Source organism: Pseudomonas sp. LBUM1657, from assembly GCF_059716075.1.
Window position 1 is genome coordinate 4,697,456 of record NZ_CP166799.1, and the last position, 14,195, is coordinate 4,711,650.

Genomic DNA, 14,195 nt, shown 5'->3' on the forward strand with positions numbered 1-14,195 from the left:
TAGCTTAAAAAGAGCGACTACCCATTGATTCTTCGGGCAAAAAAACGCTCAAGCTGGATGCGCTAAGCATCTACCGCATCAGATCACCTCTTAAAACAAATTGCTGTAGAATGCCACGTAATTCAGGAGGCGGGAATGTCAACACCAAACGAGAAATTAGGGACGATCCCGGCGCTAACTGGACTGCGGTTTATTGCAGCGTTGATGGTGTTCTTTTCTCATTACCCTTTGATAGGTCTTGGTACGTTGCCAGAGAGAATCATGGCTTCCGGTTACGCCGGAGTTACGTTTTTCTTCGTACTATCTGGATTTATTATTACCTATAACTATCTAGACGAATTTGAGTCAAAGCCCTTACATAATGTTCCGAAGTACCTTTGGGCAAGATTCTCCAGAGTTTACCCGCTGTATATATTGACTATGCTTTTTGTGTGGTTGCAGAAAGATGCAGCAACCCCAATAACGATTTATCTGTTTGCAGCGCAAGCCTGGCACCCAGACGCTAGCGTAATAGGAGGTCTTAACAGTCCTGCTTGGAGTATCAGCGTAGAGGCTTTTTTATACCTATGTTTCCCAGTTCTAATTCCCGTATTTATGCGAATTGGTGTTAACCAGCCTGGTATTAAAATGCTGGTTGCAGCACTTCTCGTCGTTGCCCTTCAGTTAACGTTGGCCGGGTACTTGGCGCTACCTCCAAGGCATGGCTTACCTTTTACAGATCCCGATTCCGCACATCGATGGCTTTACAACTTTCCGCTTACGAGGGTGCTGGATTTCATCCTCGGAATTTTTGCTGCCACCTATTACTGCAGGAGTAAAAAAGAAAAACATGATGGAAAATATTGGAGTTGCGTTTGCTACGGCTCAATAATTGCAATTATCACTCTAATGGCATCAAAGGCCAACTATCTATCTTCATTCAGCTGGGATGCATCGTATGCAGCGTTATTTACCCTACTTATACTTGCTATCGCCAAAACAAGCTCAAGTCTTCTGAGCAAGTTTCTATCAGTAAAACCAATTATTTTGTTAGGTGAGGCTTCGTTCGCGTTCTACTTAATACACATTATAGCGCTCCCTTTATTCGCTGCGAATGTCCACAGATCATTGGCCACTGGAGTAGCATTTGAACTTATGTTTTTGGGGTTGATTATCACGATGTCAATCGGGCTGCATTTAACTGTAGAAAAACCATGCAGGCGGTGGTTGATGAAATTAGTGAAAGTCCGCCATACTCAGCAAACTTCCACTGCGAAAGCACATTAACTAAAAGTACAAATCAACAGCCGGCGATAATAGTGAAACTGGCGTTACCACTATATGTCGGCAGCTTAAAAAGTCCAGCTATGCGATTGTTTACGGTAACAGGTTCTACTTCCTTGGCGTTACCCATCTAGTGGTCAGTGCGTCACTACAACATTTCGGCTTGTTCGATAAGACTAGAGGGATATTTCACAGCGAGAGCATCAAATAAATATCCGCATGCTTGATCACTCAGTTTAGTGTCTGCGCGGTTTGGACCTAAACTACAGCACTTGGTGCTAGTCCTTAATAAAACGGCACAGCACTGGGTACAACGCTTTGGTGATACATTGAATTTTTTGAGCGCACGTGTTATGCACTCAACAGCGAGTGATATACATCGCTGTAAGACTTAACCATATCATCGGCCTTGAAATTCTCTTCATATCGCTTTAGAGCATTCCTGCCCATTTGGGCTGCGCCCAATGGGTCATCCCACAATTTCTTCATAGCGCTTGCGAGAGATGCACTATCTCCAGGGAGTGCCACACAGCCCGTTTCACCCTCGATATTGATGTACGTCGTACCCGTTCCAATTTCACAGGAGATGAGCGGTTTCCCATACATCGCCCCTTCCAGCAGGGTAATTCCAAAGGCTTCGGATCTGAGGTGAGAGGGAAATACCAAAGCGAAACAAAGACTCATTAGTGCAGACTTGTCACTGTCAGGCAGGGCACCAACAAATAAGACATTAGTCAGGTTCGCATCCTTAGCCTTCTGTTTTAGCGCCATTTCCATGGGCCCTTTTCCCATGATCACGATAGGCAACTTTGTCTGCTGAGCAGCTTCCAGAAGAAAATCAAGGCCCTTGTAGTAACGAAGCGCCCCAACGAACAGGAAAAAACGCTCACCCAATGTCTCACGCCAATGAGTGATTGTTGCATCAGTCACCTCAGGGTATGTATTGCGGTCTATACCGATCGGGATGACTTTAACCTTTTCTACGTACTTGCCTAGTGTCTCGCTGCTTGCAACATAGTTAGGTGAGGAAGCAACTATTACATCTACATTTCGAAGAAATGCATGTAAAAGCGGATTATAGAATCGAAGCAGCGTCTGCTGTTTCACAATATCCGAGTGATACGTGAGAACGGTCGGCTTCTTCGCTCTGGATAGAAAGTGCACCATATCCATAAATGGCCATGGAAAATGGTAATGGATAATATCGGCTTGCTTTGCGAGTTCTATGAAGTCCTTGATCGCTCCGATTGAGAAGCCAGTGGAGGCGATCTGAAAGTTCTCATATGACCGATGGGTAATATGGTGTCCGAGCCGTTCGTTGCGCATTGCGCCACGGGGACTGAGGTACAGGACTTCGGACTCTATACCGTGCTGTATTCCCCCCTCAGCGAGCTGAAAAATAACCTGCTCTATACCACCCATAGTGTCAGGGTAGTAAGTCTTGAAAAAATGCAGGATTTTCAATGTGTACGCCCCAAAAACTTCGCGGGAACTCCCACGTAGGTCCCCGCCTCTTCCAGATTGCGATGAGCACACGCCCCCGCGCCCAGCATGACATCGTCTGCCACCTGCAACCCGTCGATCACCGTTGAGCCAGCGCCAAGGAAGCAGCGATCGCCGACACGACTCCGACCAGCAACTACAGCGCCAACCGAAATGTGGTTGTAATCACCCACTACGCACTCATGCTCGACAATTGCACCGGTATTGATAATACAGCCACGTCCGACGGATGCCATCGGCCCCACATGCGCGTGATGAGCAATAAACGTCCCTTCAGCGATTTGGGCTCCGATGCCTATGGTGGCGTGAGGAGAGATAAGTGTCGCTAAAGGCCATCCCTGCTGAATGACCCATTCGCACTGCTCTATTCTCTTTTTGTTGTCGCCAGCTGCGGAAATAACTGACCAATCCTCGGGCAGCTCAAAATCCACGGACGCTTTCACTGGAAACGAAAAAAACGATTCATCTGGTCTGGCGTTGGCGTCGATAAAGCACAACTGCGTGATACCCGATGCAAGTGCGACGTCAGCCACGCTCCGGGCATGCCCGCCAAACCCTAGAATCAACAGCCCAGTGATTGACGTCATACATTGACCTCCGAAGGGTTACCGCCGCCCGCAGAAATAGATTCTAGAACCGTGATGTGCTCATTCACAACATCCGTCCAGGTACGCTGAATCAAGCTCTGATAGATATTCTTCTGCAGTGTAAGAAGCTCTTCTCGATGAGAAAGCGCCCATTCAATCCGACGAGCCATATCTTCCCAATCAAACGGGTCAAAAAACGTCGTATCCTGAAGTTCTGGCTGATTAAGTATTTCCTCAGTAACCGCGATTCGAGCCATGACCACCGGAGTGTTTACAGACAAAGCCTCGGTGAAGGTGAACGGGCAACCCCCTTCGCTCAAACTAGGATTTACTGCGAGATCCGCCAATTTATAACAAGCGGCAAGCTCCTGCACCGTCAAACCGTGCAAGCATAAAACGTCGTTTTCCAAGCCGTGTTCGGCAATGAATTTCTGGACGGACGGGTAACGCTCAGGATCACCAGTCAAAATCAGTTTGTGACTGACGTATTTTTTCCTTAAAAGAAATTCGTACGTGCGCAACAACATCAAAAGATTTTTGTTGGGTCTAAACTGGCTGGCGTAAAATATAAACTTGAACGAGGTATTTGCGAAACCGATCGTATAGTTCTTATTAGAAGATTTACGCATCGCACTAGCGAGAAGTAATTGTGAATAGTGGAGAGACGTGGCCCCCAGATCCGCAAAACCTCGCGTAGTGACCCACTGGTTCAGCATATTTGGCGCATGGTGGATCACCGATACATTAGAAGCTCGGATCGAATACTGTTCGACCAATGTTTCCCACTTGATCGCGTTGCTATAGGTAACGTAGTGCTGCCCGGTCTGGATCGACCGGCGAACATCCTCATAGGTCTGCAGAAAGCGTTCGCCTCCCACACTTGAGAACCCTACAGGGAAATCCGATAGCACTACATCGGGTACACACATCAGACGTGGGCGATCTATTTTATTGAAGGCTGGCCAAAAAGCAGTGGGACTGTACCAAGCTTTCACATCAGTCAGGTTATCAATCAAGTGAAGCATCCGTTCTGACTCAATACGCTCCATACGCTTATAAAGTCGAAAAATGAAAGCATCGTCCTTCGGCTGCCCGACAGCTACTCGTGCGCGTGATAAATGGCGCAGGAATGGTCGTGTCAGTCGTTTAAAAACGAACCTGAGCTTTATGAAGAAAAGAACAATCAACGCCAAGATAATGATTGGGCTAACCAGCAGCGCAAAGCTCGCAAGAAAAAGCCCTTCTATAAACAGCAACGCCACGCCCGAATAAGAATTGGTCGTGACTAACTGCTGCTCAACGTGATCAACGGCAGCTGTTTTAATCGCTGAGAACCCATTTGAAAGTCTTTTGAGTATTCCTGGCTTCCGCTTTCGCTTCTTTCTGGCGATGTAGGCTTCATAGACGCGCAGCACCATCGGCTTTTTGGAGGGAGAAACTAATTCAAAGCGCTCTTTAGACACCCCTTCACTGCGAAATAGGTCTTCAAGCCCTTCTTTTGACCAACTCGGGCATACCAGTACAAAGCGAACATCTTTCCTGTCCTCTGCTCCTTTCAGAAAGGCAGCGAGGTATCTACCCAGTCCTTCATGACGCAGATCCAAGCCCGGCGCGTAGGCCAGGTAGATTCCATATTTATTTATAGACACTCTCGTATGACTCCCCAATATTGTGCCGCCAACTTCTCAACGCCTTGTTCTGCCAATACCTCAGGCGGTGGAAGCAGGGCCTTCTTGGACAAGTAAGTCAGTTCCATCTCTTTTAGCTTGTGTGCCATCTCTTTATAGTCGGAGGCATTCATCCACGACAACTGCAGTGAAAACTGTACATCCATCTCCTGCATAGCCGGATAATTGCTACTCAACGACGGCACCCCCAAGCTAGCGGCTTCAACAACGCTAAAAGAACCGTTGTCAATTTTACCTGCATGCCATAAAAATGTTGCATTCGCCAAAGTACCGCGATAGGCAAGCTCAGGGAGTTCGCCAAGCCATTGAACTTTTTCTCTTAAGGCGCTGCTTGCATTAACGAGAGCAGATAAAGACTTAAGATGCGGCGCAGCATCCGTCAGCAAGTTATCAGTATTCACTCCCGTAACATAACAGCACAATTGTCCTCCCAAAACCTCATAATAGTACTTTAGAGCTTTTAGAGCATTAACATGATTCTTGTGCGCAGCGGCATTAGTTGTCCACAGAAAATATGGCTGTTCGGGCGCCGACACTATCCCAAGTTCAACTTTAGAGAAATCCGGAGCGAGCATAGGTACTTTAGCGATCCGATTTACTTCAACGCCGGCATATTGAATGGCGTCCTGTTTCGTAAATTCAGTCGTCACAAGAAGCTTCTGAGCTCTGCGCACGGCACTAATAAAATGCTCATCTCCCTTTTTGGACAGTACCTTCTCATACCGTTGAAGGTAGTCATAGACCATGAATATGCATGGCCGCAGAGGCACCAGGGGGGCCTGCACACGATCAGAGACTATGATCCACGCATCGCAGTCCAAAAGCTGCTTGATACCATCATCAGGGACAACATATCTTACGGAGTCGGGCTCCCAGCCGTCGTGCCCTGCGTACCGCATGGCCCTCCGTGCAGTTTGCGCATCGAGGGTTTTCCAGTGAAAAGTCCGATGCTGGACTCTCTCATCCATATCGGGAAAATCTTCCGAGTCCTCGTCAGCAGACTTCAAATGCAAGAGGACGACGTCGACATCTTCTCCCCATTGCCTGCTTCCTTCATGCAATGCTTGCGCTAATAGCTGAGCTCCTCGCAGGCTCCCGCCTCGATATTCAATGGGGACTACCACCGCAATTTTCTTGCGTTTTACTGGCCGCTGGCTTTGCTCCAAGCGGCTAACTTCCAACTCTTGCAAGATTTCTTTGAAACTGCTTATCCAAGCTGCTTCACAGTTCTCTGCACGCATGGGCTCCAGCAGCACTGCCTGACTTCTACGTACTCGCTCAATAAACTTCGTGTCATCATTCAAGATGCGGCGAATTTTCTCTCTCGCTTCTTTGACAGACTCACATCGACCAGGAAGGGTCGTTCCCCCCATGCGATCAAGGATGCCGCCACTCATAAAGATTAGTGGCATACCGACACGAATGGCTTCGTAGGGATGATAATGAATATGGTTGGGTTCGCTTGAATGATAAAACATCACTCGCGACTCCCTCATATTACGTTCATGCTCTTCGTGAGTGACAAATCCCAACACATTCGGATCATTCACTTCTATCGGCTGAGAACCGCCAATTTTGTACGGCAATCCTTGCATATTGAAAATAAAATCTTCGTATACTTGTTTATAGTAACTACTAAAACCAATATCCGGACACACGAAAAAAATGTGCTTCTGCTTGCCGTTCCAGATGTCATTGATCGCGCAGTTGTTCAGGCCCAGCGGTAAAAATGCCTTTCGCTTTTGCAGGTACATGGATTCAGAGTCGGCAAGATGCTCATACGCGATCCCCAACCACAAACGCCGTCCAAGTTTCTTGACTGACTGCGTACCTAGCGTCAAGACCTTCACGACTTCTGAATAACTTAGCGTTTTATCCAGCCCATAAGCGCGCCAAATAGCCGCACCGGTGAATGATCGTGACACCTCATTCATGAAGCCTTTTGAGTGGCAGATAAAAAAACATACATCAAAGTATCTATTGGCTATCTCCCAGGCTTCTTTCGACGGAGACACATACCAGTTCTGCTGATTTAGTACTTCTAGATCCTCAGCCGGAATAGTAAGGTTCGCATCTTCCGAATGATCTATGCTTGCCGAACGAAAACCGATCTCCTGTGGAAATGACTTTGGCAGAAAGAATTCTTTTATACCCAAGGACTTGAGCATTTCAAGCTCGAATTTACGAGCCGCACCATGGTTCAGCAGCCACATCACACGAAAAGGTTTAGTTTGCATCAGCAAGTCCATTTATCTTCTTGTATTCGGCAATAGCGTCTGTTATTTCACCGTCGAACAACAACTCACCATGATGAAATACCAGACCTCGGGTGCAGATGGATTGCAAAGCACCGAAGTCATGAGAGGCCAGAACAAGTATTTCAGCCTTTTCGATCAGACTAGTAATGCGTATTTTGGCTTTTGCCATAAAGTTGGCATCGCCCGCACCAATAACCTCATCCAACAACAAAATGTCACCACCAACGGTGGTTGATATAGCAAAAGCGAGTCGTACTTGCATACCTGCAGAGTACGTTTTGATCGGGTAATCAATAAACTCGCCCAGATCGGCAAACGCTACAATTTCATCGATCTTATCTCGCATAAACTTAGGAGACAGACCAAGCAGCAGTCCACGGTAGAGAATATTCTCGCGTCCCGTCGCGTCTGGCTCGAAGCCCAAACTCAAGTCGAACAGAGAGCGAACCTGACCTTGTACCACCAGCTCACCGCTGGAAATTGGATAAAGGCCGGCAACAGTCTTGAGGAATGTGCTCTTACCCGCGCCATTGTGCCCAAGAAGCCCTACGCGCTCACCGCTGACAATTTTAACATTTATGTTCTTGAGCGCGTGGATATCGGCCACATGATTATTGGTTTCTTTTTTTGAAAAGACATTGGCCATCAATGACTTTAATGAACGTTCTTTATATGCCGCAGCTGCGTAATGAAGGTTTACGTTCTTTACATTGATCTGGTTGATTTTATTCGTGCTCATAGGTAAAAAATCACCTTCCGCTCTGCTTTATAACCAACATACATCGCGATTAGACCAAAGAACAAAGCAGTGCCTAAACTGAAAGCGTAGTTGGCAAGAGTGGGCCACTCCCCTTGCAGTAGTGGAGCTCTAAACAACTGTAGAATGTGATAGATCGGATTGTAATCTACCAATGCATGCAATCCACCGTTTTGAAACATTTTCGCTTCAAAGTATACCGGAGACACAAACCATAATGATTGCATCACAAGCCCCAGCGCGTGGGGAACGTCACGAAAGCGGGTACTGATGTAGGATAAAAGTGTCGATACAGGCCAGGCTATCAACGCGACAACAGGGAATATCGTTAGCGTCGCCAACCAACTCCACCCAAAATTCTGAGGCATCATGATCGCCACCCAAAGATAGAGTGAGACGCTGGCCAGCATAAGCACGATCGAACTACCGAGAACTGTTCGCAAGGTATAAATTGCCAGGGGGTGATTACATTGTTTAATGTAGGCATCCGCCTGAACGAAAGATAAGGAGCCACCAATTGTATTAGCGGAAATGAACTCCCAAACGACTATCCCTGAGAGAACATAAGGCGCGTAGGTTAATACATCGGTGTTGAACAGCTTGCTAAATACCAGCGTCAGGAGCACGGTCATACCCAATGGCTGGATAATTGACCATGTCACGCCAAAAAAAGACCTGCGCCAGCGGGACCGCAAATCAGCTAAAGCAAGATGCACCCAAAAGTATCGAGCAGCCCAAACGCGAGAAAAATACGAAAACATTACTTCCCCTGAATAATTAAATTCGAAAGCCTGGACATTATTCGTCCTCTTTGAATTTTATGAGAATTGAGGCTGTCGCCAGCCTCAATCCCAACGCAACATCAGCTGGCAAAGTAAGATCGAATTTCTTCTACTACTTGCTGCACCTGCTCGCGGCTCAGCGTCGGATAACTCGGAAGGTTCATCCCTCGCGAGCTGAGGTCCTGCGCTACCGGAAAGGTTTCTTCCGTCTTGCAATGCGGCATGTTGTGAGCGGGAGCAAACAGAGGACGTGTCTCAATGCCCTTGTTTTTCAAATGATCACGCAATGCCTGACGCCGGCTCGGATCATCCAACAGCACCGAGCACATCCAGTAGGAGTGACGAGTACCTGGCTGCTCTGCATGCATCTGCAGCGGAAGCCCTTCGAGCGCTTCGCGATACCAGTCCGCAACCTGCCGCTTAAGGGTGATGATCTCGTCTGCACGTTCCAACTGGGCTAGACCAATGGCAGCGCAGATATTGGTCATCCGATAGTTGAATGCCAACTCGTCATGCCAGTATTCGCGAGTCTTGGACACGCCTTGGCTTTTGAGATGACAGGCTCTTTCGTGGATGTCCTTGTTTTTGGACACCACCATTCCACCCTCACCGGTAGTAATGGTCTTGTTTCCAAAAAAGCTGAACGTTGCGACATCACCAAAAGTCCCTACATGCTGACCTTTGTACAGAGAGCCAAAGGCTTCTGCGCAGTCTTCGATCAGCAGCAGATTGTGCTCTTTACACAGAGCAACGACTTCATCCATGTCACACGCAAGGCCGTACAGATGCACGACCATAACGGCTTTGGTGTTGGGCGTAATGCGGCTGCGGATGTCTGGAACGCTGACGTTCCAGGTATCAGCCAGGGATTCAGCGTATACGACGCTGGCTCCGGTTTGCATGATGGTGTTGACGGACGCCACGTAAGTGAGCGTTGGGACAATCACCTCATCGCCAGGCCCAAGCCCCAAAGCAGCCATTGCCAGGTGCAGGGCAACCGTGCCATTGCTCACTGTGGTCGCATGTTCCGCACCGATGTATCGGGCAAACTCGCTCTCAAAGCGGGAAATAAATTCTCCGCGAGAGGAAATCCAGGTCGAATCAAGACACTGGTTTACATATTCCTTTTCGCGTCCGCCCAGAAAGGGCTGATATACCGGTATCATGCCAGCCCCCTCTTATTCTTGACCTTTGAAGTATTTGTAGCCGTGAGCCTGGACCAGTTGGTCGCGTTCGGCTTCACGCATGTCTTCACGCATCATTTCTTCTACCAGCTCGGCGAAGGAAGTAGCCGGTACCCAGCCCAATTTGGCTTTGGCTTTACTAGGGTCACCCAGCAGGGTCTCAACTTCGGCTGGACGGAAATAACGTGGGTCGACGGCAACGATGCATTTGTTGGTTGCGACGTCGTAACCTTTCTCCTCTACGCCCGTGCCTTCCCAACGAATCTTGATATCGATTTCGTTCGCCGCGAGCTCAACAAATTGCCGAACGGAGTATTGAACACCGGTCGCGATCACAAAATCTTCTGGTGTTTCTTGTTGCAGCATGAGCCATTGCATTTCCACGTAATCACGGGCATGACCCCAGTCACGCAGGGCGTCCATATTGCCGAGGTACAGGCAATCTTGCAGATCCAGCTTGATACGTGCCAGGGCGCGGGTGATCTTGCGGGTTACGAAGGTTTCACCGCGGATCGGCGATTCATGGTTAAAGAGAATACCGTTGCAGGCATACATGCCATAAGACTCACGGTAGTTCACTGTAATCCAGTAGGCGTACAACTTGGCGACGGCATATGGGGAGCGCGGATAGAAAGGCGTGGTTTCTTTCTGTGGGATTTCCTGAACCAGACCGTATAGTTCCGATGTGGATGCCTGATAGAACTTGGTCTTTTTCTCGAGCCCTGCGATGCGGATTGCTTCAAGAATACGTAGTGTACCCATAGCATCAGTATCAGCAGTATATTCTGGTGCTTCGAAGGAAACGCCAACGTGGCTTTGAGCCGCCAGGTTGTAGATTTCGTCCGGTTGTATTTCCTGCACGATACGAATCAGGCTGCTCGAATCGGTCAGGTCTCCGTAATGCAGCTTAAGATCATAGCCTTGATTGTGCGGGTCGTGGTAGAGATGATCAATACGATGAGTATTGAACAGAGAGCTACGGCGCTTGATACCGTGTACCGAATAACCTTTTTTAAGCAGGAACTCAGCAAGGTAAGCACCATCCTGACCAGTAATACCCGTAATCAACGCTACTTTCTTGTCGCTCATTTTCTCACCAATTTAAATTAATCAATCGAACAGTAAGTCTCTATCAGAGAGCCAACTTTTTGCTGCCCCTCACCTTCTGTCTGGAAGTGAGACTCGTTTTTGTCATTCCATATATCTACTGTTCAGCAGTTCCTCAATTTCTTTAACTTTCAGCGCTACCAGCGCTGGGTCCCTTCTACTTTCTACATTCAACCTCAACAAAGGCTCTGTGTTTGAACCTCGGAGATTAAATCGCCAGTCGGGAAACTCCAGACTGACTCCATCGGTTTGATCAAGGTGCGGCCCTTGAGGTAAATAATGTGCCAGGACCTCTTCCAACGCCGCTGATACATCGTTCACCCGATAGTTGATTTCGCCACTGCATGGATAGGCGGCAATGCGCTCATCAACGAGCTGGGCTAAATTTTTACCGGACGCGGACATCAGTGCGGTCACCAACAACCAGGGAATCATGCCGCTGTCGCAATAGGCGAAATCCCGGAAATAATGGTGAGCACTCATCTCACCGCCGTAGATCGCATTCTCCAGTCGCATGCGCTCCTTGATAAAGGCGTGCCCGGTCTTGCATTGTACTGAAACACCGCCCGCCAATCGAACCTGATCGATGGTGTTCCAAGTCAACCTTGGGTCATGGATGATCTTCGAGCCAGGGTTCTTCTTGAGCAGCATTTCCGCCAGCAGGCCAACCAGGTAATAGCCTTCGATGAAGCGGCCTTCTTGGTCGAAAAAGAAACAGCGATCGAAGTCACCATCCCACGCAATCGCTAAATCGCAGCCGTTTGCCAACAACGCTTGCCGTGTCAGCGTGCGGTTCTCTGGAAGAAGCGGATTAGGTACGCCGTTGGGAAAGTGGCCATCGGGCTCGGCATTTATGACCACCCATTCGAACGGCAACTTTTTGATCAATTGCTGCAACACAGGCCCTGCAGCACCATTGCCCGGATCGGCAAGGATTTTTAGCGGTTTGAGATCCGCCACATTGACATAACTGAGAAGGTGCTCGATGTAGGCCGTTTTATTCAGTTCGAATCGAACTGCGCCCGGCGTTACGGCCAACGCGCCTAAATCACCACTTTCCACGCGGTCACGTATGGCATTGAGGCCAGTATCACCACTGATAGGACGAGATTCAGACTTTACTAGCTTCATCCCGTTGTAACCCTTGGGATTATGACTTGCGGTAATCATTATTCCGCCGTCCGCCTTGAAAGCACTTGTGGCAAAGTAGACCTCTTCGGTGCCGCACAAGCCGATATCGATGACGTTGGCACCGGCCTCGAGCAATCCACGTGTCGTCGCCTCTGCCAGCATCGGGCTTTCAAGCCGCATATCTCGCCCAAGCACAATGTTTTTGCCCTGCAACTCGGCAGCCATGGCCCGGCCTATCCGGTAAGCAACATCTTCATTGAGATCGGACGGCACTTGGCCACGAATATCATAGGCTTTGAAACACTTTGTTTTGATCGGGGTATTCATACCGCTCTCTTGCTGAGGTATGTGGACGTGAGGCCAGGGGTGGCTGCCCTGCCCGCTTGTGAGGATGACAATGCATCAGGGCCGGCTAAATGCAAAAAAGTCTGGTCGGTGGAAACCGCACCGACCTGACTTATTTTGCCAAATGGTTATTACTTATCGGCACGGCCGTAATTATCGTCGAAGCGAACGATATCATCCTCACCCAGATAGTCACCGCTTTGCACTTCAATCAACACCAAGTCGATGACCCCTGGATTGCTCAAACGGTGTTGATGGCCAGCACGAATAAAGGTCGACTCGTTGGTGTTCAACATCAGTTCTTGCTGGTCGTTGACCACCACTGCCATCCCGCTGACGACAATCCAGTGTTCGCTTCGGTGGTGATGCATCTGCAGCGACAGAGAAGCCTTGGGTTTCACCACAATGCGCTTGATTTTGAAGCGCTCGCCATTTTCCAGTGTCGTGTAAGTGCCCCAAGGGCGGTGCACAGTACGGTGGAGCAAATGAACCGTGTGACTGCAGGCCTTGAGCTGGTTGACGATATGTTTCACGTCTTGGGCGTGGTCCTTGTGGGCAATCATCACCGCATCAGGGGTGTCGATTACCAGCAAGTCTTCAACGCCGACCAATGCCGTCAGCCGACCATCACTGTTCACATAGTTGTTACGAGAGTTGTGGGACAACACCTCGCCTTCAAAGCGGTTGCCGTTTTCATCGGGCTCGGTCAGTTCACTGACAGCGTTCCAGGAACCGATGTCACTCCACCCGATATCACAGGGGATAGTGGCTACTTTGGAGGAACGCTCCATCAAGGCGTAATCGATGGAGATATCCGGAACCTCGGCGAACGCTTCAGCATCGAGTGCCAGACAACGGAATTTGGTCGACGAGGTGAGGCGTGATTTCTCAATAGTCTTGCTGACCGCCTCTACGACGTCTGGTGCGTGCTGGCGAAGCTCTTCGAGGACAGAGCCCACTCGGAAGCAGAACATTCCTGAGTTCCAGTAGTAGTTGCCTGCACTGACATAACCTTGAGCAGTTTCAAGGTCAGGCTTTTCGACGAAACGCGCGACCTTCAGCCCCCCCTTCAATGGGGCAGTTTTTTGCGCTTCTATATAGCCAAATCCGGTTTCAGGATAAGTCGGCTGAATGCCAAAGGTCACCAGCCAACCATCGGCCGCCAGCGCCATGGCACTAGTCACTGCCGCGCCAAAGGCCTTTTCGTCTTTGATCAGATGGTCTGCGGCCAGCACCAGCATTTGTGCGTCATGGCCATGCGTGGCCTCCAACTGAAGCGCGGCGGCGGCAACGGCAGCAGCCGTATTACGACCGAAAGGTTCCAGGATAAAACCCTGCGGATGCTTGGCTGTATTGACTGCGCCGTATTCATCTTCGGTCTTGAACAGGAGTTCGCGATTGGTCACCGTCAAAACTTCCACAACACCTTCCAGGCGCGACGCCCGAAGGAAGGTCTTCTGGATTAAATTCTGGCCATCAGGCAGATCCATGAACGGCTTTGGGTGCGCTTCTCGAGAAACAGGCCACAACCGGCTGCCCACTCCGCCAGACAAAATTACGGGAATCAGTTCCATGCTCTAAATCCTTAAT

The 14,195-nt window shown here is 49.1% G+C and carries 11 protein-coding genes; 1 reads left to right on the forward strand and 10 read right to left on the reverse strand.

Going from position 1 to position 14,195, the window contains the following annotated elements; genetic code table 11:
• The first annotated feature begins 135 nt into the window (after positions 1-135).
• Positions 136-1,266: an acyltransferase family protein gene (locus tag ACA055_RS21635; protein ID WP_497680503.1), complete on the forward strand. Its 1,131-nt coding sequence runs from the start codon at positions 136-138 to the stop codon at positions 1,264-1,266.
• A gap of 348 nt (positions 1,267-1,614) precedes the next feature.
• Here the strand turns inward: ACA055_RS21635 and ACA055_RS21640 are convergent, their stop codons facing one another.
• The 10 genes from ACA055_RS21640 to ACA055_RS21685 all read right to left on the reverse strand — a co-directional run bounded on the left by ACA055_RS21640 (position 1,615) and on the right by ACA055_RS21685 (position 14,179).
• Complete coding sequence (locus ACA055_RS21640) at positions 1,615-2,727, reverse strand: glycosyltransferase family 4 protein (RefSeq protein WP_497680504.1); 1,113 nt, start codon at positions 2,725-2,727, stop codon at positions 1,615-1,617.
• Positions 2,724-3,353: an acetyltransferase gene (locus tag ACA055_RS21645; RefSeq protein WP_497680505.1), complete on the reverse strand. Its 630-nt coding sequence runs from the start codon at positions 3,351-3,353 to the stop codon at positions 2,724-2,726. Before ACA055_RS21645 ends, ACA055_RS21640 begins: the two co-directional genes overlap by 4 nt.
• On the reverse strand, positions 3,350-5,002 hold the full coding sequence (locus tag ACA055_RS21650) for a glycosyltransferase (protein ID WP_497680506.1): 1,653 nt from the start codon (positions 5,000-5,002) through the stop codon (positions 3,350-3,352). The genes ACA055_RS21645 and ACA055_RS21650 overlap by 4 nt, the downstream gene beginning before the upstream one ends.
• On the reverse strand, positions 4,993-7,278 hold the full coding sequence (locus ACA055_RS21655; RefSeq protein ID WP_497680507.1) for a glycosyltransferase family protein: 2,286 nt from the start codon (positions 7,276-7,278) through the stop codon (positions 4,993-4,995). Before ACA055_RS21655 ends, ACA055_RS21650 begins: the two co-directional genes overlap by 10 nt.
• Entirely contained in the window at positions 7,268-8,038 is a 771-nt protein-coding gene (locus tag ACA055_RS21660) for an ABC transporter ATP-binding protein (protein ID WP_497680508.1), read from the reverse strand. Before ACA055_RS21660 ends, ACA055_RS21655 begins: the two co-directional genes overlap by 11 nt.
• Positions 8,035-8,817, reverse strand: a complete 783-nt coding sequence (locus ACA055_RS21665; RefSeq protein ID WP_497680509.1) for an ABC transporter permease — start codon at positions 8,815-8,817, stop codon at positions 8,035-8,037. The genes ACA055_RS21660 and ACA055_RS21665 overlap by 4 nt, the downstream gene beginning before the upstream one ends.
• Positions 8,818-8,918: 101 nt before the next feature.
• Positions 8,919-10,004 carry a DegT/DnrJ/EryC1/StrS family aminotransferase gene (locus tag ACA055_RS21670; protein WP_497680510.1) on the reverse strand — a complete coding sequence of 362 codons (1,086 nt, stop codon included), beginning with the start codon at positions 10,002-10,004 and terminating at the stop codon, positions 8,919-8,921.
• 12 nt (positions 10,005-10,016) lie between these two features.
• A complete protein-coding gene (gene gmd / locus ACA055_RS21675; RefSeq protein ID WP_497680511.1) occupies positions 10,017-11,111 on the reverse strand; it encodes a GDP-mannose 4,6-dehydratase in 1,095 nt (364 codons plus the stop codon).
• Between the two features lie 102 nt (positions 11,112-11,213).
• Positions 11,214-12,587 carry a phosphohexomutase domain-containing protein gene (locus ACA055_RS21680; protein WP_497680512.1) on the reverse strand — a complete coding sequence of 458 codons (1,374 nt, stop codon included), beginning with the start codon at positions 12,585-12,587 and terminating at the stop codon, positions 11,214-11,216.
• Between the two features lie 149 nt (positions 12,588-12,736).
• Entirely contained in the window at positions 12,737-14,179 is a 1,443-nt protein-coding gene (locus tag ACA055_RS21685; protein ID WP_497680513.1) for a mannose-1-phosphate guanylyltransferase/mannose-6-phosphate isomerase, read from the reverse strand.
• Positions 14,180-14,195: the final 16 nt, after the last annotated feature.